Raw genomic sequence first — 23,020 nt, 5'->3', positions numbered from 1 at the left:
GGGACGGGCCGGTGCGGGACGAAGAGCGCGGCACACGGGAGCTGTCGGCCGGGGGCGAAGACCCCGAGGCCGGCTCCCGCCGCATGGCTGACGGCATCGACGGCATCCCGGAACAGGCCAGGCCGCACCCGGAGGAACCCTCCGCGCCGGTCGGGCTGGACGGTGCCGCGCAGAGCGCGCCTCCGGACGGGCGGAACGGGGTCGCGGCCCCGGACCGAGCCGGGGCGAAGGCTCGTGGAAGGGCGACGGGCGGGACGATGAGCGAGCACGAGCGATACGCCGAGGACGAGGCGCTGGCCGCGGAGGTCGTGCAGGCGACCCAGCACGTACAACCTCAGGACCGCAGCGGAGCGCGCGCCATGTTCATCGAGCTGCGCAAGCTGACGGACGGCAGCCCCGAGTACGCGGAGCTGCGCAACAAGCTGGTCCGGATGCATCTGCCGCTCGTGGAGCACCTCGCACGCCGGTTCCGCAACCGTGGCGAGCCGCTGGACGACCTCACCCAGGTCGCCACCATCGGCCTGATCAAGTCGGTCGACCGGTTCGATCCGGAGCGGGGCGTGGAGTTCTCCACGTACGCCACCCCGACCGTGGTCGGCGAGATCAAGCGGCACTTCCGCGACAAGGGCTGGGCGGTCCGCGTCCCGCGCCGCCTCCAGGAGCTGCGTCTCGCGCTCACGACCGCCACGGCGGAGCTGTCCCAGCAGCACGGCCGCTCCCCCACGGTCCACGAGCTGGCCGAGAAGCTCGCGATCTCGGAGGAGGAGGTCCTGGAGGGTCTGGAGTCGGCCAACGCCTACTCCACGCTGTCCCTGGACGTCCCCGACACCGACGACGAGTCCCCCGCGGTCGCCGACACGCTCGGCGCGGAGGACGAGGCCCTGGAGGGCGTGGAGTACCGCGAGTCCCTCAAGCCGCTGCTGGAGGACCTGCCGCCCCGCGAGAAGCGGATCCTTCTCCTGCGCTTCTTCGGCAACATGACGCAGTCCCAGATCGCCCAGGAGGTCGGCATCAGCCAGATGCACGTCTCCCGGCTGCTGGCCCGGACGCTGGCCCAGCTCCGGGAGAAGCTGCTGGTCGAGGAGTAGGTCTTTCCGTCGAGGCCGGAGATCAGCTGCTACGCCCCGGTCCCTTGATCCCAAGGGCCTGGGTGGTAGCCGAGTTCACCAGCAGAACCAGCGAGGCGATGGCCACCACGGCCAACGCGATCCCCGCCGGGATGGCCGCGCTGTCGGCCTGCAGCAGGTTGTAGGCCACCGGCAGCGCCATGATCTGTGTGATCACCGCGGGCCCCCGGCTCCAGCTCTTCCGCAGCAGCAGTCCCCGCGCCGCCAGTAGCGGCAGCAGCGCCAGCACGATCACGGTGATGCCCCCGGTGACCGCCTGCCCCCGGTCGTCCGGAGACCCGGTGAGTCCGAGGACGAGCATCCACACCCCGCCGACCGCCAGCGCGAGCCCTTCCACTGCACTCAGCGCGGCCGCATACGTCAGCCGTCGCGGACGGGGTCCGTCGGTCACGTCGGCCTTCTCAGCCGTAGGCGCATTGCTCACGCCAGAAGGGTAGCCCTCGCCCGAAAACGTCGGCCCCGCCCCGCAGGGCCACGTGTTCAGACTCACGCCTCTTTCTCTTACCGGATCCCTAACACGGCCTGGGCCCGGTACTTCCCAGTAGGTACGCTGCAATCCATGCGTGCACTTCTCGTGGTCAATCCGGCGGCAACCACCACAAGCGCACGTAGGCGCGATGTCCTGATCCACGCGCTCGCGAGCGAGGTCGAACTGGAGGCCGTCACCACCGAGTACCGCGGCCACGCCCGCGACCTGGGCCGACAGGCGGCGGAGAGCGAAGACATCGACCTGGTCGTGGCCCTCGGCGGCGACGGTACGGTCAACGAGGTGGTCAACGGTCTCCTGCACGCCGGCCCCGACCCGGACCGGCTGCCCGGACTCGCCGTGGTCCCCGGCGGCTCCACCAACGTCTTCGCACGCGCTCTCGGCCTGCCCAACGACCCGGTCGAGGCCACCGGCGCCCTGCTCGACGCGCTGCGTGAGAAACAGGAGCGGGTCGTCGGCCTCGGGCTGACGGCCGGCACCCCCGGCACCGCGGACGAGGCGGCCCCGGCCCGCTGGTTCACCTTCAACGCCGGGCTCGGCTTCGACGCCGGCGTGGTCGGCCGGGTCGAGCAGCAACGCGAGCTCGGCAAGAAATCGACGCACGCTCTGTATGTACGGCAGGTCGTGCGGCAGTTCTTCGGTGAGCAGCACCGGCGGCGCGGCACGATCACCCTCGAACAGCCCGGCGCCGACCCGATCACGGATCTCGTGGTGGCGATAGTCTCGAACACCTCGCCCTGGACGTATCTCGGCAATCGCCCGATGTACACGTCGCCTAAGGCCTCGTTCGATAAAGGCATCGACGTACTCGGTCTCAGCCGTCTGTCGACCGCCGCGGTTGCCCGGTATGGCACCCAGTTGCTCACTTCGTCCCCCGAGCGCGGACCCCACGGCAAGCACGCCGTGTCCCTGCACGACCTGGACCAGTTCACCTTGCATTCGAAGGTCCCCCTCCCCCTTCAGATGGACGGCGACCACCTAGGACTGCGTACGAGCGTGACGTTCACAGGCGTACGCCGCGCACTGCGTGTGATTGTGTGAGCGGAACGGGCCAAAGTCCTTTCACTCGAACGTTTAGGCCAGGATCCACCCCATGGAAGTACGGCTGTGACCCAGTCGACACCGAGGAATCAAAAAAAACTTTCCGGAAGGGGTTGTATCCGTCGCTGAGGTTTGCGAGGCTCTACGTGGCGATCGGGACGGCCCGCAAGACCGGCCTCCACTGATCACCGGAATCCCACTTCAACTCACAGGACCCCTGCCAGGGAACCTGGCGGTCGGCCCTTCACTTGTTGAGGGATTCGTGAAAGCGTTCACATTCACAAGCAACGTGCATGTAATACCAAGGAGAGGTAGCAGCCATGGACTGGCGTCACAACGCCGTTTGCCGCGAGGAAGACCCCGAGCTCTTCTTCCCCATCGGCAACACCGGTCCTGCGCTGCTGCAGATCGAGGAAGCCAAGGCCGTCTGCCGTCGCTGCCCTGTTATGGACCAGTGCCTGCAGTGGGCGCTCGAGTCCGGTCAGGACTCCGGCGTCTGGGGTGGTCTCAGCGAGGACGAGCGTCGCGCGATGAAGCGCCGTGCCGCCCGCAACCGAGCCCGTCAGGCCACCGCCTGACGGTCCCACCCCTGGTGACAGCCTGAGCTTGGCGGCGCGTACAGCGAGTACGCATCTCCCGCCCCCGAGCCGCAGCGCGCAGTACCCCCGATGCGCTTAACAGCAGCAACGAGTAATAAGCCCCGGACCCACCAGGTCCGGGGCTCTTTGCTGTGCGCGGATACCCGACGCTGCGCCCCGGCGCCCGAAGTGCCCCCCGTTCGGGCTACTTCTGCGGCTGCACCGGAACGTCGAGGATCACCCGGGTCCCCCGCTCCGGCGCCGGCACCATGTCGAACGTGCCGCCCAACTCGCCCTCCACCAGCGTCCGTACGATCTGCAGACCGAGGTTGCCGGAGCGGTGCGGGTCGAAGCCCTCGGGCAGACCGACGCCGTCGTCCTGGACGGTGACGAGGAGCCGGGACTCCTTGGTGGTGCCGCCGCGGACCGCCGAGACCTCGACGGTCCCGGTCTCCCCCTCGCGGAAGCCGTGTTCGAGGGCGTTCTGCAGGATCTCGGTGAGGACCATCGACAGCGGGGTCGCCACCTCGGCGTCGAGTATTCCGAAGCGTCCGGTGCGCCGGCCGGTGACCTTGCCCGGCGAGATCTCGGCGACCATCGCCAGCACCCGGTCGGCGATCTCGTCGAACTCCACGCGCTCGTCCAGGTTCTGGGACAGCGTCTCATGCACGATCGCGATCGAGCCGACCCGTCGGACGGCCTCCTCCAGGGCCTCCCGGCCACGCTCGGACTCGATCCGGCGGGCCTGCAGGCGCAACAGCGCGGCGACCGTCTGGAGGTTGTTCTTCACCCGGTGGTGGATCTCCCGGATGGTCGCGTCCTTGGTGATCAACTCGCGTTCACGGCGCCGGAGTTCGGTGACGTCCCGGAGCAGCACCAGGGAACCGATGCGGGTGCCCTTGGGCTTGAGCGGGATCGCCCGGAACTGGATCGCGCCGTCGCTGGACTCGATCTCGAACTCGCGCGGCGCCCAGCCGCTGGCGACCTTGGCGAGCGCCTCGTCCACCGGCCCCCGGGTCGGGGCGAGTTCGGCCGTGGTCCGGCCCAGGTGGTGACCGAGCAGGTCGGAGGCGAGGCCGAGGCGGTGGTAGGCGGAGAGGGCGTTCGGGGAGGCGTACTGGACGATGCCGTCCGCGTCCAGGCGGATCAGACCGTCGCCGACCCGCGGCGAGGCGTCCATGTCGACCTGCTGGTTCGGGAAGGGAAACGATCCGGCAGCGATCATCTGTGCCAGATCGGAAGCGCTCTGGAGGTAGGTGAGCTCGAGCCGGCTCGGAGTGCGCACGGTCAGCAGGTTGGTGTTGCGGGCGATGACCCCGAGAACCCGGCCCTCACGCCGTACCGGGATGGACTCGACCCGTACGGGGACCTCCTCCCGCCACTCCGGGTCGCCCTCGCGGACGATCCGGCCCTCGTCCAGGGCGATGTCCAGCATGGGACGGCGGCCCCGCGGGACCAGATGGCCGACCATGTCGTCGTGGTAGGAGGTGGGGCCGGTGTTGGGGCGCATCTGCGCCACCGAGACATAGCGGGTGCCGTCCTCGGTGGGAACCCACAGGACCAGGTCGGCGAAGGAGAGGTCGGAGAGCAGCTGCCACTCCGAGACCAGCAGATGGAGCCACTCGAGGTCGGAGTCGTCGAGGGCGGTGTGCTGGCGGACCAGTTCGTTCATGGAGGGCACTCTGCGAGCGTACCCGCGGGTCTGTTCACGGCCTAAAAGCGGCCGGAAGCACCCGCGGGCCGCGGCGCCTGGGAGGGACCCTCAACCCTCCCGGCACCGCAGCCCGGAGCAGCAACGGCCACGGGGTGTGCGGTCCCGATCGGCCGAAGGCGAGGACCCGGGGCAGTCAGGGCAGAGAGCTCCGGTTCCTCGGTCCGTCCTCCTGTGCGGGGAAGACGGAAGAGTGTGACTGTGTCGTACGGTCCCGCCGTACTCCTTCAGTCCTCGTACGCAATTGTGGACTAGACCACGGTGTGTGTCCATGCGTTGGAGACTGTTGACAGTCGATGCGAACGCAGCGTAGCCCGCCGGAGGCGGTTGTGGGGCCCGATGCGGAGCGGCAATTTCCGACACCCCGGCAGGCGGGCGGGATTTTTCCTTGATTCACCCGTTCTGACGCATTCGCGTAACCTCGCACCTGTCCCCTTTTCCTGCACCCGCTCCCGGGGTGAGCGGGGCTGGTTCTGTTAGATTGGTCCCATCGGATTGGTCTAAACCACATAGACAGAACGGCAGGCCCAGCGTGGAAGTTGTCATCGTTCCGGACGCCGCCGCGGGTGGCGAGCTGATCGCCGAGGCCATGGCCCAGCTGCTCCGCCGCAAGCCGGACGCGCTGCTCGGGGTGGCCACCGGCTCGACCCCGCTGCCCATCTACCAGGCGCTCACCGCCAAGGTGCGGTCCGGTGCCGTGGACACCTCGCGGGCGCGCATAGCCCAGCTCGACGAGTACGTGGGGCTGCCGGCCGAGCATCCGGAGTCGTACCGGTCGGTCCTGCGGCGCGAGGTGCTGGAGCCGCTCGGGATCGGGATGGACGCGTTCCTCGGCCCCGACGGCGCGGCCGAGGACGTGCAGGCCGCCTGCGAGGCGTACGACGGGGCGCTGGCGCAGGCAGGCGGCGTGGATCTGCAGCTGCTCGGGATCGGGACGGACGGGCACATCGGTTTCAACGAGCCGTGCTCGTCGCTGGCCTCGCGGACACGGATCAAGACGCTCACCGAGCAGACCCGGGACGACAACGCGCGGTTCTTCGACGGGGACATCTCGCAGGTGCCGCACCATGTGATCACCCAGGGGATCGGGACGATCCTGGAGGCGCGGCATCTGGTGCTGCTCGCGACGGGTGAGGGCAAGGCCGACGCGGTCGCGGCGACCGTGGAGGGGCCGGTCGCCGCGGTGTGTCCCGCGTCTGCGCTGCAGTTGCATCCGCATGCGACGGTGGTGGTGGACGAGTCCGCCGCGTCCAAGCTGAAGCTCGCGGACTACTTCCGGTACACGTTCTCGAACAAGCCGGCTTGGCAGGGGATCTGACGGACTCGCCTGGCGGGTGCGGTGCGCTGCGGACCGACCGTCGTGGTGGGTTGCTCGCGCAGTTCCTCCCCCAGCCTTCGGCCGGGGTGCCCCCAGCGCCCCTAGCGGGGCGCTATCACCTCGGCCGCCGCCGTGCCGCACACCCGCGCCGCGCCATGGGTCGCGATGTGCAGGGCGCCTCTGGCGGGGGCCTGGGGGACGCCCATCTCGACCACGATCGTGTCGGGGCGGGACTTGAGGAGTACGTCCAGGGCCGTGGTCATCCAGGGGTGGCGGTGTTCGTCCCGGAGCACTGCCACGATCCTGCGGTCGCCGGCCGCCGACAGGGCCTCCTCGCCGGCGTGGTCACCCGTGAAGCCGGCCGTCTCCGTGCCGGGCAGCCGGCGGGAGAGTTCCGCCGCCACGCCCCACGGGGTCTCCGTCCCCACCGCGATGTTGGACACCGGGGTGAACACGGCCACGAAGGGGGCCGAGGTCAGGGGCGGGCAGGGGTCGACGCGCGTCACATCGAGTGCGCGGCGGGCCGCGACCAGGCCGATGTCGGTGGCCGTGGGGTCCGGGTGGGCCCGCTCCGTCGTCGCCGTCCAGCGGGCCAGTGACCGTACCCGGTCCGCCGCCTCGGCCAGCCGTTCCTCGGGGAGTTCGCCGGAGCGGACCGCCGCGACCAGGGCGTCGCGCAGACGTCGTACCGTCTCCTCGTCCGCGAGCCCGCCGCCCACGCAGATCGCGTCGGCGCCGGCGGCGATGGCCAGGACGCTGCCGTGTTCGATGCCGTACGTCGCGGAGATGGCCTGCATCTCCATGCCGTCGGTGACGATCAGGCCCTCGTAGCCGAGTTCGCCGCGCAGGAGATCGGTGAGGATCGTGCGGGAGAGCGTGGCCGGCCGGTCCGGGTCAAGGGCCGGGACCAGGATGTGCGCGCTCATCACGGCGCGGGTGCCGGCGGCGATGGCGGCGCGGAAGGGGGCCAGCTCACGGGCGTGCAGGACGTCCGCGGTCGCGTCGATGCGGGGCAGCGCGAGATGCGAGTCGACGGCGGTGTCGCCGTGGCCCGGGAAGTGCTTGGTGCAGGCCGCCACCCCGGCCGACTGGAGGCCGGTGACATAGGCCGCCGTGTGGCGGGCGACCAGGGCCGGGTCGGCTCCGAAGGAACGGACACCGATGACCGGGTTGGCCGGGTTGGAGTTGACGTCGGCGGACGGGGCCCAGTTGAAGTTCACCCCGCAGGCCGCGAGGCGGCGGCCCAGTTCGAGGGCGACCTCCCGGGTCAGGGCCACGTCGTCGACGGCGCCGAGGGCGTGGTTGCCGGGGAAGGAGGAGCCGGTGTGCACCTCGAGGCGGGTGACGTCGCCGCCCTCCTCGTCGATCGCCACCAGGACGTCGTCCCGTTCGGCGCGCAACTGGGCGGTGAGTGCGGCGAGTTGTTCGGGCGAGGCGATGTTGCGGCCGAACAGGCCGACGGCGGCGAGGCCTTCGCCGAGCCGGCGCAGCAGCCAGTCGGGGGCGGTGGTGCCGGTGAAGCCGGGCTGGAGGACCGTCAGCGCGTCGCGCGTGAGTGTGTCCGTACCGCTGGCGAGTGTCGTCATCGGGTGGCGTTATCCCTTCACGGCGCCCGCGGTCAGGCCCGCGGCCATCTTGCGCTGGACGAGGAGGAAGAGGACGACGATCGGCACGGCCATCATCGTGGAGCCGGCCATCATCGGGGCGTATTCGGTGCCGTGCTTGGTGGTGAAGTTCGCGAGCCAGACGGTCGCGGTCTGGTGCTCCTGGCTGAGCAGCATCAGGGCGTAGATGTACTCGTTCCAGGCCTGGATGAAGGCGTAGACCGAGGTGGCGACCAGGCCGGGGGCCAGCAGCGGGAAGACCACCCGGATGAAGGCGCCGGTGCGGGAGCAGCCGTCGACCATCGCGGCCTCCTCCAGCTCCTTCGGGATGTTGACGATGAAGCCGCGCATGGTCCACACCGTGAACGGAAGGATGAAGGTCAGATAGGTGATGATCAGGCCGGTGAGCTTGTCGTACTGCCCCAGGTCGTTGAGGAGCAGGAAGACCGGGATGATCATGGCGACCAGCGGGACCATCTGGACCGCGAGGATGCCGACGATCACGACCTTGCGGCCGCGGAAGGCGAACCGGGAGATGGCCAGGGCGGCCAGCAGGCCGACGACCATGCCGATCGCCACGACGGACAGGGAGACGATCAGGCTGCGGCCCACCGGGCCCCAGAAGTCGGCGATGTCCAGCGCGCGGCGGAAGTTGGACAGGGTCACGCCCGTGGGCAGCAGGCTCGGGTCCGGGTCGATGGCGTCCTTCGCCGGCTTGAACGCCGTGTTCAGCATCCAGTAGACGGGGAAGCCGACGACGACGAAGACGAGGAGGCCCAGGAGGTTCCAGCCGAGACGGGGTCCCCTGCGGGTGGCTGCGGTGCTCATTCGACCTCTCCGATCTTCAGCATCTGGCGCATGTACACGGCGACGACACCGAGCAGGAGGAGCACGGTGAGCAGGGCGATCGCGGAGCCCTGTCCGTAGTTGTTGACCACGAAGGCGCGGTCGTAGGAGTAGGTGGTCAGCAGCTGGAACTCGGGCTCGGGGTGGCCGCCGCGCATCACGAAGACCTGCGGGAAGACGCCCATGTCCCAGATGACCGACAGGGTCGTGAGCATCACGATGATCGGCTTGAGGATGGGGAGCGTGACGTAACGGAAGACGCCCCAGGCGCCCGCGCCGTCGAGCCGGGCGGCCTCCTCCAGCTCCGCCGGGACCTGGGTCAGGCCGGCGCTCAGCGTGATGACCACGAAGGGCACCGCTCCCCAGACCACCAGGAGCATGATCACCGCGAGTCCCTGGGGTCCGCTGGCGAACCAGTTGTGGCCGATCAGGTCGACCCCGGGGACCTTGCTGAGCAGGGCGTTGAGGATGCCGTAGTCGGAGTCGAAGAGCCACTTGAAGAGCGTGGTGGCGACGATGACCGGCATGCCCCAGCTGGCCACCAGCACGATGTTGACCAGGGTCTTCACCCAGCCGGAGACCCGCTGCAGCAGCAGGGCGATGAGCATGCCGACGACCATGGTGAAGACCACGCTGCCGACCGCGAAGACGATCGTGCGCAGCACGACCTGCCAGAACTCGGTGTCGCCCAGCACATCGGAGAAGTTCCCGAATCCGACCCACTCGGCCGACTTGAACCCCCACAGCTGGGACTGCCCGAACTCCTGGAAGGAGAGGGCGACCAGCCGGTAGAAGGGGTAGCCGAGCACCAGCCCGAGAATCGCCAGGCAGGGCGCGAGCAGCAGCCAGGGGACGGCGGGGCCGCCCGAGCGCCGGTTCGCGCGTGGTCTGCGCGGGGAGTCCGGTGGAGGTGCCGGCACCTTGGCGGGTGTGGTCGTGTCAACGGCACTCATCGCGCTCCTAAACAGATCAAGAAACGTCAGGGTGACGCGCCCCGAAAGGCGCGCGGGGCGGTACCCATGTGCGGCTGCCGCCGCGCGGGCGCGACCAGCCCCCACGGACCCGCAGCTGCCCCGCAACCCGACGCGGCACCTTCTGAGCACACCCACCGACCGGGCCTGACCCCCCGTCGACCAGGCCCGGCCGGATGGCGACTACTTGGTGTTGATGACCTTGTCGATCGCGGCGTCCGCGGTCTTCGCGGCGGCCTCGACCGTCTGCTTGCCGGTGCCGATGTTCTGCAGCATGGTCTGCAGGACCTGCGCCTTCTCGACCTGGCCCCAGCCCGGAGCCATCGGGACGAACCAGTTGGACTCGGCCGCGGTGGCCGGCACCGCGGTCGCCGGGTCGTTCTTCAGCGTCGCGAGGTCGGTCTTGTTGTTGGGCAGGTTCCCCTTGGCCATCAGGCCCTTCTGACCGGAGGGACCGGTGAACGCGTTGATCCACTCGGCGGCGACGCCCTGCGCCTTGGACTTCACCGGGATGGCGAGGTCGGAGCCGCCCAGGAAGACCGGCATGTTCTTGCCGGACGGGCCGGGCATCACGAAGTTGACGAGGTTGTCCTTCAGCTTGCCGCCGGTCTTGTCGTTCTTCGGGTCGGCCGCGGTGGCACCCTCCCACGCGGCGCCGAAGATCATCGACGACTTGCCCTGGCCGTAGACGATGTACCGGTCGGACTCGTCCTTGGTCTTGTCACCGTGCATGTACTTGTCGATGACGTTCTTGAACTCGGTGAGGCCCTTGATGGACTCGGGCGAGGAGAGGTTGCCCTTCCACTGGCCGCCGGACTCCGCGGCGATGGAGCCGCCGGCGTCGTAGACGAAGGACATGGCCGCGTACCAGTCGCGGGTGGGCTGGTACCAGGCGCTGAACTTGCCGCCTTCCTTCTTCTGGATCTTGTCCAGGTCGGCGGTCAGCTCGGTGTAGGTCTTCGGCGTGGTCTTGACGCCGGCCGAGGCGGCGATGTCCTTGCGCCAGTTGGCGACGCGGCCACCGGCGTAGTACGGCACGCCGTAGGTCTTGCCGTCGTAGGTCACCGAGGCCTTGAGGCCGTCGAGCCACTGGCCGGAGTTGGTGAACTGGGAGGCGTCGACGGGGGCGAAGGCGCCCTTGACCATGTAGCCGAGCATCTCGGTGTTGCCCATCTCGACCACGTCGGGGGCCTTGTCCGTGGCGAGGACGGCGTCCAGCTTGGTGTTCTTGTCCGGCCAGCCGTAGTACTCGTGCTTGATCTTGATGCCGGGGTGCTTCTTCTGCACGGCCGCGTCGGCGGCCTTCACCAGGTCGGGCCAGTTGTTCTGGGCGTCCACGGTGAGCCAGACGGTCAGCTCCTTGGCGTCCGCCCCCTGCGCCTTGTTGTCGTCCTTCTTGTCACTGCCACACGCCGCGATGGAGACGACCATGCCCGCGATACCAATCGCGGCTATCAGCTTGCGCTTCACGCCACCCTCCTCAGGGATGCCACATACCCCCCTGCCTCCCCGCGCGAGCGTTGGGCCGGGACCTGGACCAATGGTGTAGACCAGTGCGGGAAGCTTGGCCCAGACCAGCAGGCCTGTCAAGGGTGGTCGAATGGGCTCCGACCAGCCGTTATGCGACCTACATATGCAGGAACCTTTAAGTAAGAAGCCCTCGAAAACCCGGGGCGCGGACGAGACAATTCCGGTAGACCACTCGAGTGGTGGACTAGACCAAAAGAGCCCGCGGCGGTATACAGAGGGGATCACGCAGCGTGCTGGGGATATCCCGGTACGCTGCCGTGCCACGAAGTGGCCGGATCAGGAGCCGGGAAGGCGGAGCATGAGCACCGACGTCAGCAGTGCGGAGAACGAGAGCGGGACAGCCGTCCGTACCGCGCGCGTGCCCAAGTACTACCGCCTGAAGAAACATCTCCTCGAAATGACGGAGACACAGGCGCCCGGCACCCCGGTCCCGCCCGAGCGCACACTGGCCGCCGAGTTCGACACCTCCCGCACCACCGTCCGCCAGGCCCTCCAGGAACTGGTCGTCGAGGGCCGCCTGGAACGCATCCAGGGCAAGGGCACCTTCGTGGCCAAGCCGAAGGTCTCGCAGGCGCTCCAGCTGACCTCGTACACCGAGGACATGCGCGCCCAGGGCCTGGAGCCGACCTCGCAGCTGCTGGACATCGGCTACATCACCGCCGACGACCGGCTCGCCGGCCTGCTCGACATAACGGCGGGCGGGCGCGTGCTGCGCATCGAGCGGCTGCGCATGGCCAACGGCGAGCCCATGGCCATAGAGACCACGCACCTGAGCGCCAAGCGCTTTCCGGCCCTGCGCCGTTCCCTGGTCAAGTACACGTCCCTCTACACCGCCCTCGCCGAGGTGTACGACGTCCACCTCGCCGAGGCCGAGGAGACCATCGAGACCTCGCTGGCCACCCCGCGCGAGGCCGGCCTGCTCGGCACCGACGTGGGCCTGCCGATGCTGATGCTCTCCCGGCACTCCCTGGACCGCGAGGGCCAGCCCGTGGAGTGGGTGCGCTCGGTGTACCGCGGCGACCGCTACAAGTTCGTGGCCCGGCTGAAGCGTCCCCGGGACTGACACGGGGCGCCTTTCACAGAATCGACATGCCGATAGCCGGACAGCTACTTCCGCTCCGGTGACGCCGTGACCTAGATTGCCTGCGCATTACACAGGCGAACGGTGAGGGGACGGAGCCGCGGTATGTCGGATGTACCTGAAGTGAGGCAGCCGGTGGTGACACCGATACGCGTGGTCATCACCGTCTGTCTCGTCGCGCCCTTCGTGGCGATGCTGTGGGTGGGCTCCTACGCCAAGACGGACCCGACGTTCATCGGGATCCCGTTCTTCTACTGGTACCAGATGCTGTGGGTGCTGATATCCACCGCGCTCACGATGACCGCGTACCAGCTGTGGCAGCGTGACCAGCGCGCCCGCAAGTCCGAGAGCACGAGCGGGGGTGCGCAGAAGTGAAGGACGGTGTGAACGGCGTCGCGCTCGGCGTCTTCATCTTCTTCTTCCTGGCCGTCACGGCCATGGGTTTCCTCGCCGCACGCTGGCGCAAGGCCGACAACGAGCACTCCCTCGACGAATGGGGCCTGGGCGGCCGGTCGTTCGGCACCTGGGTCACCTGGTTCCTGCTCGGCGGCGACCTGTACACGGCGTACACCTTCGTCGCCGTACCGGCGGCGATCTACGCGGCGGGCGCGGCCGGCTTCTTCGCGGTGCCGTACACGATCCTCGTCTACCCGCTGATCTTCACGTTCCTGCCGCGCCTGTGGTCGGTCTCCCACAAGCACGGCTACGTGACGACCTCGGACTTCGTGCGCGGGCGCTTCGGCTCCAAGGGCCTCTCGCTCGCCGTCGCCCTGACCGGCATCCTGGCGACGATGCCCTACATCGCGCTCCAGCTCGTAGGCATCCAGGCCGTCCTCGACGTCATGGGCGTCGGTGGCGGCGACGGCACCAACTGGTTCGTGAAGGACCTCCCGCTGCTCATCGCCTTCGGCGTGCTGGCGGCGTACACCTACTCCTCCGGCCTGCGGGCGCCCGCGCTCATCGCGTTCGTGAAGGACGGGCTGATCTACCTCGTCATCGCGGTGGCGATCATCTACATCCCGATCAAGCTGGGCGGCTTCGACGACATCTTCGCCAAGGCGGGCCACGCGTTCGCGCAGGTCAATCCGGCCACCGGCAAACCACGCGGCACGCTGTCGCCACCCGAGGCCGGCCAGTGGACCTACGCCACCCTGGCGCTGGGCTCCGCGCTCGCGCTGTTCATGTACCCGCACTCGATCACCGCGACGCTCTCCTCCCGCAGCCGTGACGTGATCCGCCGCAACACCACGATCCTGCCGCTGTACTCCCTGATGCTGGGCCTGCTCGCGCTGCTCGGCTTCATGGCCATCGCGGCCGGCGTCAAGGTCACCAACGGCCAGCTGGCGATCCCCCAGCTGTTCGAGAACATGTTCCCGGACTGGTTCGCGGGCGTGGCCTTCGCGGCGATCGGCATCGGCGCCCTGGTCCCGGCGGCCATCATGTCCATCGCGGCCGCGAACCTCTTCACCCGCAACATCTACCGGGACTTCATCAAGCCGGACGCCACACCGAAGCAGGAGGCCCAGGTCTCCAAGCTGGTGTCGCTGCTGGTGAAGGTCGGCGCGCTGGTCTTCGTCCTCACCATGGACAAGACCGTCGCCATCAACTTCCAGCTGCTGGGCGGTATCTGGATCCTGCAGACCTTCCCGGCGCTGGTGGGCGGCCTGTTCACCCGCTGGTTCCACCGCTGGGCCCTGCTGGCGGGCTGGGCGGTCGGCATGGTCTACGGCACGGCCGCGGCGTACGGCGTGGCCTCCCCCACCCAGAAGCACTTCGGCGGCTCGGCCAAGGAGATCCCGGGCATCGGCGAGATCGGCTACATCGGCCTGACGGCGTTCGTGATGAACGTGGTGGTGACGGTGGTCCTGACGTTCGCCCTGAAGGCCCTGAAGGCCCCCGAGGGCGTCGACGAGACGACCCCCCAGGACTACACGGCCGACGCGGGCGACGCGGGCGTGGAAGTGGAACTCCCGCCGGCCGTCGCGGAGGGCGCCCACTAGAGCGCGCCCCGTCAGGGCGCGGGGCCGTATCCATGTGCGGCTCCGCCGTGGGCGCGAGCGACCACCCACAACCCGCAGCGGGCCGCCGAGAAATCCCACTCCCGGCGGCCCGCTGTCGTGCACACCCCTCCGCACGACGATCCACATCCGCGAAGCGCGACCCACCGATCGCGACCCGCCGAACACGAAAACCTCGGCGAGGTGACAGCCCGGACCCGCCTCCACGAGCTGCGAACGCCTCGGCTTCGTCCGCACGCCCGGGCGGGACCGGAATCCCGTGCCACACCTGGACGACATCACTCTCCTCACCTACGAGCTGACACTCCGACACCTCCGCGACACAACATGTGGGGGTGACACCGCGGCCCGGCACTAGATGTATGCTCATGCTCGCTGTCGCCGCAGGGGAATCCGGTGCGAATCCGGAACTGTCCCGCAACGGTGTACTTGCGCACATCTGTGCACAAGCGTCAGTCCGAGGACCTGCCGACAGCACGCCCGGCCGTCCGGCCCGGGTGTTCTGACGTCCGGGTCTCGTGGAGTGGGCCGGGGACGCGACACGCGTGCGTGCGCTCGTGTGCTGCCTCCTGCCCTCCGCCAGGCCCCGAGCCGAGCGAGGGAGAGCCCCACGTGACCATCGCGCCAGCCGAACCGGCTTCAGCGACCATCTCTGTGGACGAGGACGGTCCCGGCACCGCGTTGCTGCGGACCCTGACCGGGCTGACCGCCGACCTCCCCGACGCCGACCCCGGCCGGGTCGCCGCCGCCGCGCTGCGCGGCCGGTCCGCGCGGGCCGACGAGTCGGAGCTGCGCGAGCTGGCCACCGAGGCGGCGGCCGGTCTCATCTCCGAGGACCCCGCCTACTCCCGGCTCGCCGCCCGGCTGCTGACGGTCTCGATCCGTGCCGAGGCCGCCTCGCAGGGCGTGACGTCCTTCACCGAGTCCGTCGCCGTCGGCCACCGCGAGGGCCTCATCGCGGACCGCACCGCCGAGTTCGCGCGCCTGCACGCGGCCCGCCTGGACGCCCTGGTCGACCCGGACGCCGACGACCGTTTCGGCTACTTCGGCCTGCGCACCCTGCACAGCCGTTACCTGCTCCGGCACCCGATCACCCGCAAGGTCGTCGAGACCCCCCAGCACTTCCTGCTCCGGGTCGCCGCCGGCCTCGCCGAGGACGACAGCGCCAGGTCGGTGGAGGAAGTCGCCGCGCTCTACCGGCTCATGAGCCGCCTCGACTACCTCCCCTCCTCCCCCACCCTCTTCAACTCCGGTACCCGGCACCCCCAGATGTCGTCCTGCTATCTCCTCGACTCCCCGAAGGACGAGCTGGACTCCATCTACGACCGGTACCACCAGGTGGCCCGGCTCTCGAAGCACGCCGGTGGCATCGGTCTCTCCTTCTCCCGGATCCGCTCCCGCGGTTCGCTGATCCGCGGCACCAACGGGCACTCCAACGGCATCGTGCCGTTCCTCAAGACGCTCGACGCCTCGGTCGCCGCGGTGAACCAGGGCGGCCGGCGCAAGGGCGCGGCCGCGGTCTACCTGGAGACCTGGCACTCCGACATCGAGGAGTTCCTGGAGCTGCGCGACAACACCGGTGAGGACGCCCGGCGTACGCACAACCTGAACCTCGCGCACTGGGTCCCGGACGAGTTCATGCGCCGGGTGAACGCCGACGGGCAGTGGTCCCTGTTCTCCCCGGCCGACGTGCCGGAGCTGGTGGATCTGTGGGGCGACGAGTTCGACGCGGCCTACCGCAAGGCCGAGGCCGAGGGGCTCGCCCGCAAGACCATCCCGGCCCGTGACCTGTACGGCCGGATGATGCGCACCCTCGCGCAGACCGGCAACGGCTGGATGACCTTCAAGGACGCGGCGAACCGGACCGCGAACCAGACGGCCACCCCCGGCCATGTCGTCCACTCCTCCAACCTCTGCACGGAGATCCTGGAGGTCACGGACGACGGCGAGACGGCGGTCTGCAACCTGGGCTCCGTGAACCTCGGCGCGTTCGTGGACACGGCGAGCGGTGACATCGACTGGGAGCGGCTGGACGAGACCGTCCGTACCGCGGTCACCTTCCTCGACCGGGTCGTCGACATCAACTTCTACCCGACCGAGCAGGCGGGCCGCTCCAACGCCAAGTGGCGTCCGGTGGGCCTCGGTGCCATGGGTCTGCAGGACGTCTTCTTCAAGCTGCGGCTGCCCTTCGACTCCGCCGAGGCCAAGGCGCTCTCCACCCGGATCGCCGAGCGGATCATGCTCGCCGCGTACGAGGCCTCCGCCGACCTCGCCGAGCGCAGCGGCCCGCTGCCGGCCTGGGAGAAGACCCGTACGGCACAGGGTGTGCTGCACCCCGACCACTACGGCGTCGAGTTCACCTGGCCGGAGCGCTGGGCGGCGCTGCGCGCGCGGATCGCGACGACCGGCCTGCGCAACAGCCTGCTGCTCGCCATCGCGCCCACCGCCACCATCGCGTCGATCGCCGGTGTCTACGAGTGCATCGAGCCACAGGTCTCGAACCTCTTCAAGCGCGAGACGCTGTCCGGTGAGTTCCTCCAGGTCAACTCCTACCTGGTGCAGGAGCTCAAGGACCTCGGTGTCTGGGACGCCCGCACCCGGGAGGCGCTGCGCGAGGCCAACGGCTCGGTGCAGGACTTCGCGTGGATCCCGGCGGACGTACGGGCGCTGTACCGCACGGCGTGGGAGATCCCGCAGCGCGGTCTGATCGACATGGCGGCCGCCCGGACCCCGTACCTGGACCAGGCCCAGTCCCTGAACCTGTTCCTGGAGACGCCGACCATCGGCAAGCTCTCCTCGATGTACGCGTACGCCTGGAAGTCGGGCCTGAAGACGACGTACTACCTGCGCTCGCGCCCGGCGACCCGGATCGCCCGTGCCGCGCAGGCCCAAGCCACCGTTCCCGCCCAGCAGACGGCTCCCGAAGACGCGGTCGCCTGCTCCCTGGAAAACCCCGAGTCCTGCGAGGCCTGCCAGTAATGACCAGCAACAGTAAGAACCTGCTCGACCCGGGCTTCGAACTGACTCTCCGCCCGATGCGCTACCCGGACTTCTACGAGCGCTACCGGGACGCCATCAAGAACACCTGGACCGTCGAGGAGGTGGACCTCCACTCGGACGTCGCCGACCTCGCCAGGCTCAGCCCCTCCGAGCAGCACCTGATCGGCCGGCTCGTCGCGTTCTTCGCGACCGGTGACTCGATCGTGGCGAACAACCTGGTGCTGACGCTGTACAAGCACATCAACTCCCCCGAGGCACGGCTCTACCTGAGCCGCCAGCTGTTCGAGGAGGCCGTGCACGTCCAGTTCTATCTGACGCTGCTGGACACCTACCTCCCCGACCCGGAGGACCGCACGGCCGCGTTCGCCGCGGTGGAGAGCATCCCGTCCATCCGGGAGAAGGCCGGGTTCTGCTTCAAGTGGATGGACTCGGTGGAGAACCTGGACCGGCTGGAGTCCAAGGCCGACCGCCGCCGCTTCCTGCTCAACCTGATCTGCTTCGCCGCGTGCATCGAGGGCCTGTTCTTCTACGGCGCCTTCGCGTACGTCTACTGGTTCCGCAGCCGGGGCCTGCTGCACGGTCTCGCCACGGGCACCAACTGGGTGTTCCGTGACGAGACGATGCACATGAGCTTCGCGTTCGACGTGGTCGACACGGTCCGCAAGGAGGAGCCGGAGCTCTTCGACGACGAGCTTCAGCGGCAGGTCACCGACATGCTGCGGGAGGCCGTCGAGGCGGAGCTGCAGTTCGCCCGTGACCTGTGCGGTGACGGCCTGCCCGGCATGAACACCGACTCGATGCGCCAGTACCTGGAGTGCGTCGCCGACCAGCGGCTCGGCCGCCTCGGCTTCGCTCCGGTGTACGGCTCGGAGAACCCGTTCTCCTTCATGGAGCTGCAGGGCGTTCAGGAGCTGACGAACTTCTTCGAGCGGCGCCCGTCCGCGTACCAGGTCGCGGTGGAGGGCACCGTCGACCTGGACGAGGACTTCTGAGCCTGCTGCTCCCCGCGGTCCTCGTGGGCCTCCCTGATCTGCCGGTCGATGCGCCTGTCGCGCAGGACGCCGAGCACGGACGGGAGGGCCATGAGGACCAGGATGCCGAGGACCAGGACCATTCCGACGAGACCTTCGATCTGGTTTCCGTTCATGGACACCACTGTCGCGCTGAATGCTCCTTACCGTCAGTGGCAGCACTGCCAGGCACCCTCGAATTGCTGCCAGCGACGAGGCACACTGGCAGCATGCTGACGAACGTGGCCGCGGTGCTCCTGGACGGTGTGCACCCCTTCGAGCTCGGAGTGGTCTGCGAGGTCTTCGGACTCGACCGCTCCGACGAGGGGCTGCCGGTGTACGACTTCGCGGTGGTCTCGGCGGAGGGGCCGTCGCTCGGCACCCATGTGCCGGGCCTCACCGTCTCCACGCCGTACGGTCTGGAGCGGCTGGAGGAGGCCGATCTGATCGCGGTGCCGGCCTCGGACTCCAATGTCGAGCGGGGGTACCCGCCCGAGCTGCTCGACGCGCTGCGCCGGGCGGTGGACCGGGGCGCCCGGGTGCTGAGCGTGTGTTCCGGCGTCTTCGTCCTCGGCGCGGCCGGGCTGCTGGACGGGCGCCGGTGCGCCGTGCACTGGCGGCACGCGCGGCTGCTGGCCCGCCGTTTCCCGCACACCCGGGTCGAGCCGGACGTGCTGTACGTCGACGAGGACCCGGTGATCACCTCGGCGGGCACCGCGGCCGGAATCGACGCCTGTCTGCACATCGTCCGCAAGGAACAGGGCCCCGAGGTCGCCAAGAAGATCGCCCGGCGGATGGTGGTGCCCCCGCACCGGGACGGCGGCCAGGCCCAGTACATCGAGCGCCCGCTGCCGGAGGGCCCCTGCGACACGGTCGGCGAGGTGCTGGCCTGGATGGCGGAGCATCTCGACGAGGAGGTCACCGTCGAGCAGCTGGCCGCCCGCGCCCTGATGGCCCCGCGCACGTTCGCCCGCCGCTTCCAGCAGGAGACCGGCACCACGCCGTACCGCTGGATCCTGCGGCAGCGGGTGCTGCTGGCCCAGGAGTTGCTGGAGGGGACCGACGAGACGATGGACGCCGTCGCGGGCCGCACCGGCTTCGGTACGGCGGCCGCGCTGCGGCACCAGTTCGTGAAGGAGCTGGGCACCACGCCGAACGCCTACCGGCGCGCGTTCCGGGGCCCGCAGGCCGCCTGAGCGCGCGCCGGTATCAGGAGTCACCCGCCGGTCGGCCGGTCACCAGGGCACGGGCGTGAGCAGCAGCCGCTGCGGCCGCAGGGTGATGCCCACCCGGGTGGCGTCATCGGAGCCGGGGACCTGTTCGAAGCGGTACCTGGCGCACAACGCCGCCGTGATCAGGCTGAGTTGGGTCATGGAGAAGTGGTCGCTGGGGCACTTGCGGTTGCCGACGCTGAAGGGGCTCATGGCGTACTTCGGCACTTCCCGGGCCCGCTCCGGAAGCCAGCGGTCCGGGTCGAAGTCGAGGTGCGCGTCGTACGACTCGGCATCGCGCTGGATGGCGTAGGGGCTGTAGACGATGTCGGCCCCCGCCGGAATGCGATAGCCGCCGAGCTCGGTGTCGGCCTTGGCGCGCCGCGTCAATATCCATACGGCCGGCCGCAAACGCATCGCCTCGACGACGACATTGTTGGTGTGCGTGAGCTGCCGAACGTGCTCGAATCCAACCGGTCGACCTCCCGTCACGGATTCGACCTCGGTCCGTACCTTCTCGGCGTGTTCCGGATGTTCGGCGAGGACCTGGAGCAGCCACATGATCGTGGAAGCGACAGTTTCGCTTCCGGGGGTGAGTATCGCGACGACCTGGTCGTGGATCTCCTGTTCCCCGATGGGCTCGCCATTCTCGTCCTTCGCCGCCAGCAATGCTGTCAGCAAATCGTCCGGCTTTTGACCAGATGCCCGGCGCTCGGCGACGATCTCGTCGACGAGGAGATGCAAATCGGCCAGTGCCCGGTTGAATTCGCGGTTGGCCGGCAACGGCAGCCGGTACAGCGGACCGAGTGGTACGACCATCCGCCGGTACATACCGCGGAACACGCTCGCGAGGTCGACGCTCAGCCGCTCCGCGCGCTCGTCCATGTACTCGCCGCGCAGCAGGCAGCGGGCGGCGATGCGGACCGCGACCCGGAAGGACTCCGAGGTGCAGTCGACGGTGTCGCCGGGCTGCCAGCGCTCGGTCAGCGCGTGCGCCTCCTCCTCCATGATCGGCCCGTAGTCGGGGATCGCGGAGAGGTTGAACGCGGGCTGGATGGTGCGGCGCTGGCGGCGGTGGCGGGGCCCGTTGGCGGTGGCCACGCCCTCTTTTCCGAGCAGTCCCTCCAGGGACTCCCAGAGCGGGCCGGCGATGATGAAGTCGGGGTTGAGGGCGAGGGCCCCGGTGAGCGCCGGGGTGGTGACGGCGTACACCTCTTTGGGGCCCAGGCGCAGGCGCACCATGTCGCCGTCGGCGCGCAGCCGGGACATGAAGGCGAGTGGGTCGCGGACCAGCTGCCAGCCGTGGCCGAGCATCGGCACACCGCCGCCGGCGAGGGGCGGTTCGCGCAGTTCACCGTGTTCGGAAGCCTCCGCGGTCGCGGGCTTCACGGACTCGACGGTCATTTCTCACCTGCCGCTTCGTTGTTGACGTACGGGGGCGTGGACCGGTCGTCCCAGCTGTCGACCATGTATCGGCCGGATTCGTGGTGGAACCAGTAGACGGAACTGAACCAGTTCCGCATGTTGGCGACACAGGCCAGGACCGCGGCACCGAGTTCCTTTCCGCGCACGGTGCCGTCGTCGAGCTGTTCGGCGAATCGATGAGCGGTCCGCTCGGCGTCCAGGAATTCACTTATGCATTCCCCGACGCGTCGCCCGACTTCCTCGACCGCCTTTTCCAGACTCATCCCCTCGTGGGTGACGAGACTGATTCCGAGATTGTGCACCTCATCGCCCGCTATTTCCTTGGGCAGCGAGCAGAGGTCGTTGTACCAGGCCGCGAATTCCTGACTGAGCAACGCCGGACGTCGGTATGCGGGGTTCTTGCGCACGGCGTCCGGGAGTTCTGTCCCGGCGCTCGGCTCAAGGAGGTCCGTCCATATCCAGTGGGCGAAGGTCAGGCGCCGCAGGGCGAGGTATTCCTCGACCTGCGGGATGTATCCCGTGGTGCGGTTGCGGTACTCGCGGTCGTAGGCCTCGATCACCTCGTGGAAGTGCCGGGCGAACCGCTGGTTCCAGGTCCCCGGCAGGAACGAGTACAGCCGGGCGACACTGTCCGCGAACCCCGCGACCAGGGTGTCCGGGTGGTGCAGATGGTGCAGCGGGGCATCGAGGGCCGTGTGCAAACGGAACCTCAGCCGCCGCCAGTCGGCCGCGCGGCCGTGCACGACGTCACGGTCGTGCCGGTCGTCCCAGACGAAGAACCAGGCGCTGTAGTCGCATATCGCCTGGATCACCTCGTCGGACGCGCCCAGGTAGTACCCGGCCATCAGGTCGGTGTAGCAAAGGCCATCGGCATATTCCTGCACCTTGTCCGCCGGCATCAGCCGTTTTTCCAGCAGCCAGAGGCGGGTCTTCTCCTGGAGCTGTGGCCAATACGGATGCAGTTGCCGAGGAAACTCGGCCTCGATCACGGGCAGTGCGAGTTGTGGTGGAACCGCGATCGCCGTCGGCGTCGATGTGGTGCTGTGTGAGAAAGCGTGCACGAACATACCCCTCTCAGCCGCCAGGTGCGCACACCCCTCCCGCTGTGCCGGGCGTGCGCCGTTGCGTATCCCCGCACTTCCCATTCAGCACCACAACTGACCGGTCTGGGAACGGATTTGCTCCATTCACTACCCCACGATGCCGCGAATCTCCCCTTGTGTGACTGATTAGGGATCGCTAGGGGCGCACAAAGGATCGAATGTACGACGGACAGGCGAACGAGTCTGACCGAACATGACGAACGCCTGGCCGGTGCGATCCCGACCAGGCGTCACAACCGTCCTTGTCCGTCTCAGTCGTTGGCGACCACGGGGTAGCGGGGCTCGTTCTCGGCCATCTGCCGCAGGGCGTCCTTGCGCTCACGCTTGGAGAGCCGGTCGATGTAGAGGTACCCGTACAGGTGATCGGTCTCGTGCTGCAAACACCGAGCGAAGTAGCCGGTGCCGCGCACCTTGATCGGGTTGCCCTGCTCGTCCTGGCCGGTGACCTCGGCGTAGTCGGGCCGGGCCAGCGGGGCGTAGGCGGTCGGCACCGACAGGCAGCCCTCGTTGCTGTCGTCCAGCCGCCGCTTGTCCGCCGGCAGGTCGACCAGCTTCGGGTTGCACACCACACCCACGTGCCGGGCGCCCTCGTCGTCCTGGCAGTCGTAGACGAAGACCTTCAGGTCGACGCCGATCTGGTTGGCGGCGAGGCCGACGCCCTCGGCGGTCCGCTGGCTGGCGAACATGTCGGCGACCAGCTGCGCCAGCTCGTCCCCGAACTCGGTGACGTCCTTGCACTCCTTGTGCAGCACCGGGTTCCCGACGACGGTGATGGGCCGCGAGGTCCCCCGCGCACGCCAGGCGTTCTCGCGCTCCTCGGTCCCCTCGGTGTCGACGACGAAGCCGTCGTCATCCACGGGGAGCACGCCCACGTGCTGCTGATCGGTGTCCTGCTGCGCCATGACCGCGGTAAGCCTTCCTGGGTAAAACAAGGGTGATGTTGCTGATACAGGGTACGT

20 protein-coding genes and 1 riboswitch are annotated in these 23,020 nt (G+C 68.8%); of the genes, 10 read left to right on the top strand and 10 right to left on the bottom strand.

The window, feature by feature from the left end; all coding sequences use genetic code 11:
• Positions 1-11 precede the first annotated feature (11 nt).
• Complete coding sequence (locus tag ACWDGI_RS04095) at positions 12-1,088, top strand: RNA polymerase sigma factor SigF (protein WP_450755059.1); 1,077 nt, start codon at positions 12-14, stop codon at positions 1,086-1,088.
• A gap of 22 nt (positions 1,089-1,110) precedes the next feature.
• Here ACWDGI_RS04095 and ACWDGI_RS04090 read toward each other — a convergent pair whose 3' ends face one another.
• Entirely contained in the window at positions 1,111-1,551 is a 441-nt protein-coding gene (locus tag ACWDGI_RS04090; protein ID WP_450755057.1) for a hypothetical protein, read from the bottom strand.
• Positions 1,552-1,686: 135 nt separating this feature from the next.
• Between ACWDGI_RS04090 and ACWDGI_RS04085 the strand changes: the two genes are divergently transcribed.
• Together ACWDGI_RS04085 and ACWDGI_RS04080 are read left to right on the top strand one after the other, a co-directional pair.
• Entirely contained in the window at positions 1,687-2,655 is a 969-nt protein-coding gene (locus tag ACWDGI_RS04085) for a diacylglycerol/lipid kinase family protein (protein ID WP_450755055.1), read from the top strand.
• A 320-nt stretch (positions 2,656-2,975) separates the two neighbouring features.
• A complete protein-coding gene (locus ACWDGI_RS04080; protein WP_010353616.1) occupies positions 2,976-3,233 on the top strand; it encodes a WhiB family transcriptional regulator in 258 nt (85 codons plus the stop codon).
• 205 nt (positions 3,234-3,438) lie between these two features.
• On the opposite strand, the gene ACWDGI_RS04075 is transcribed toward ACWDGI_RS04080, so the two are convergent.
• Positions 3,439-4,905 carry a sensor histidine kinase gene (locus tag ACWDGI_RS04075; protein ID WP_450755053.1) on the bottom strand — a complete coding sequence of 489 codons (1,467 nt, stop codon included), beginning with the start codon at positions 4,903-4,905 and terminating at the stop codon, positions 3,439-3,441.
• Between the two features lie 571 nt (positions 4,906-5,476).
• Between ACWDGI_RS04075 and nagB the strand changes: the two genes are divergently transcribed.
• On the top strand, positions 5,477-6,262 hold the full coding sequence (gene nagB, locus ACWDGI_RS04070) for a glucosamine-6-phosphate deaminase (RefSeq protein ID WP_450755051.1): 786 nt from the start codon (positions 5,477-5,479) through the stop codon (positions 6,260-6,262).
• Between the two features lie 101 nt (positions 6,263-6,363).
• Here nagB and ACWDGI_RS04065 read toward each other — a convergent pair whose 3' ends face one another.
• The 4 genes from ACWDGI_RS04065 to ACWDGI_RS04050 all read right to left on the bottom strand — a co-directional run bounded on the left by ACWDGI_RS04065 (position 6,364) and on the right by ACWDGI_RS04050 (position 11,153).
• Positions 6,364-7,848: a glycoside hydrolase family 3 protein gene (locus ACWDGI_RS04065; protein ID WP_450755049.1), complete on the bottom strand. Its 1,485-nt coding sequence runs from the start codon at positions 7,846-7,848 to the stop codon at positions 6,364-6,366.
• Between the two features lie 9 nt (positions 7,849-7,857).
• The gene (locus ACWDGI_RS04060) at positions 7,858-8,694 is read right to left on the bottom strand and encodes a carbohydrate ABC transporter permease (protein ID WP_450755047.1); all 837 of its coding nucleotides are present in this window, start codon (positions 8,692-8,694) and stop codon (positions 7,858-7,860) included.
• Positions 8,691-9,665: a carbohydrate ABC transporter permease gene (locus ACWDGI_RS04055; RefSeq protein ID WP_450755045.1), complete on the bottom strand. Its 975-nt coding sequence runs from the start codon at positions 9,663-9,665 to the stop codon at positions 8,691-8,693. Before ACWDGI_RS04055 ends, ACWDGI_RS04060 begins: the two co-directional genes overlap by 4 nt.
• Positions 9,666-9,866: 201 nt before the next feature.
• Complete coding sequence (locus tag ACWDGI_RS04050) at positions 9,867-11,153, bottom strand: extracellular solute-binding protein (RefSeq protein ID WP_450755043.1); 1,287 nt, start codon at positions 11,151-11,153, stop codon at positions 9,867-9,869.
• Between the two features lie 358 nt (positions 11,154-11,511).
• On the opposite strand from ACWDGI_RS04050, the gene ACWDGI_RS04045 reads away from it, so the two are divergent.
• The 5 genes from ACWDGI_RS04045 to ACWDGI_RS04025 all read left to right on the top strand — a co-directional run bounded on the left by ACWDGI_RS04045 (position 11,512) and on the right by ACWDGI_RS04025 (position 18,304).
• Positions 11,512-12,276: a GntR family transcriptional regulator gene (locus tag ACWDGI_RS04045; protein ID WP_450755041.1), complete on the top strand. Its 765-nt coding sequence runs from the start codon at positions 11,512-11,514 to the stop codon at positions 12,274-12,276.
• A 123-nt stretch (positions 12,277-12,399) separates the two neighbouring features.
• Positions 12,400-12,669, top strand: a complete 270-nt coding sequence (locus ACWDGI_RS04040; protein WP_450755039.1) for a DUF3311 domain-containing protein — start codon at positions 12,400-12,402, stop codon at positions 12,667-12,669.
• The gene (gene mctP, locus ACWDGI_RS04035; RefSeq protein ID WP_450755038.1) at positions 12,666-14,294 is read left to right on the top strand and encodes a monocarboxylate uptake permease MctP; all 1,629 of its coding nucleotides are present in this window, start codon (positions 12,666-12,668) and stop codon (positions 14,292-14,294) included. The genes ACWDGI_RS04040 and mctP overlap by 4 nt, the downstream gene beginning before the upstream one ends.
• A gap of 380 nt (positions 14,295-14,674) precedes the next feature.
• Positions 14,675-14,799: riboswitch (cobalamin riboswitch) on the top strand.
• 125 nt (positions 14,800-14,924) lie between these two features.
• Positions 14,925-17,291 carry a ribonucleoside-diphosphate reductase subunit alpha gene (locus ACWDGI_RS04030; RefSeq protein ID WP_450755036.1) on the top strand — a complete coding sequence of 789 codons (2,367 nt, stop codon included), beginning with the start codon at positions 14,925-14,927 and terminating at the stop codon, positions 17,289-17,291.
• Positions 17,291-18,304: a ribonucleotide-diphosphate reductase subunit beta gene (locus tag ACWDGI_RS04025; protein ID WP_450755034.1), complete on the top strand. Its 1,014-nt coding sequence runs from the start codon at positions 17,291-17,293 to the stop codon at positions 18,302-18,304. Before ACWDGI_RS04030 ends, ACWDGI_RS04025 begins: the two co-directional genes overlap by 1 nt.
• Here ACWDGI_RS04025 and ACWDGI_RS04020 read toward each other — a convergent pair.
• Positions 18,217-18,459, bottom strand: a complete 243-nt coding sequence (locus ACWDGI_RS04020; protein ID WP_450755032.1) for a hypothetical protein — start codon at positions 18,457-18,459, stop codon at positions 18,217-18,219. The genes ACWDGI_RS04025 and ACWDGI_RS04020 overlap by 88 nt on opposite strands.
• A gap of 93 nt (positions 18,460-18,552) precedes the next feature.
• Between ACWDGI_RS04020 and ACWDGI_RS04015 the strand changes: the two genes are divergently transcribed.
• The gene (locus tag ACWDGI_RS04015; protein ID WP_450755030.1) at positions 18,553-19,518 is read left to right on the top strand and encodes a helix-turn-helix domain-containing protein; all 966 of its coding nucleotides are present in this window, start codon (positions 18,553-18,555) and stop codon (positions 19,516-19,518) included.
• Between the two features lie 39 nt (positions 19,519-19,557).
• On the opposite strand, the gene ACWDGI_RS04010 is transcribed toward ACWDGI_RS04015, so the two are convergent.
• The 3 genes from ACWDGI_RS04010 to def all read right to left on the bottom strand — a co-directional run bounded on the left by ACWDGI_RS04010 (position 19,558) and on the right by def (position 22,963).
• Complete coding sequence (locus ACWDGI_RS04010) at positions 19,558-20,937, bottom strand: bifunctional albaflavenone monooxygenase/terpene synthase (protein ID WP_450755028.1); 1,380 nt, start codon at positions 20,935-20,937, stop codon at positions 19,558-19,560.
• Positions 20,934-22,019, bottom strand: coding sequence for an epi-isozizaene synthase (gene cyc1, locus ACWDGI_RS04005; protein WP_450755026.1), 1,086 nt, complete (start codon positions 22,017-22,019; stop codon positions 20,934-20,936). Before cyc1 ends, ACWDGI_RS04010 begins: the two co-directional genes overlap by 4 nt.
• A gap of 293 nt (positions 22,020-22,312) precedes the next feature.
• The gene (gene def, locus ACWDGI_RS04000) at positions 22,313-22,963 is read right to left on the bottom strand and encodes a peptide deformylase (RefSeq protein ID WP_351704917.1); all 651 of its coding nucleotides are present in this window, start codon (positions 22,961-22,963) and stop codon (positions 22,313-22,315) included.
• Positions 22,964-23,020: the final 57 nt, after the last annotated feature.

The organism is Streptomyces sp. NPDC001220 (assembly GCF_053597895.1).
The sequence above is the reverse complement of the archived record's forward strand: the minus strand, read 5'-3'. Positions and strand labels throughout refer to the sequence as shown.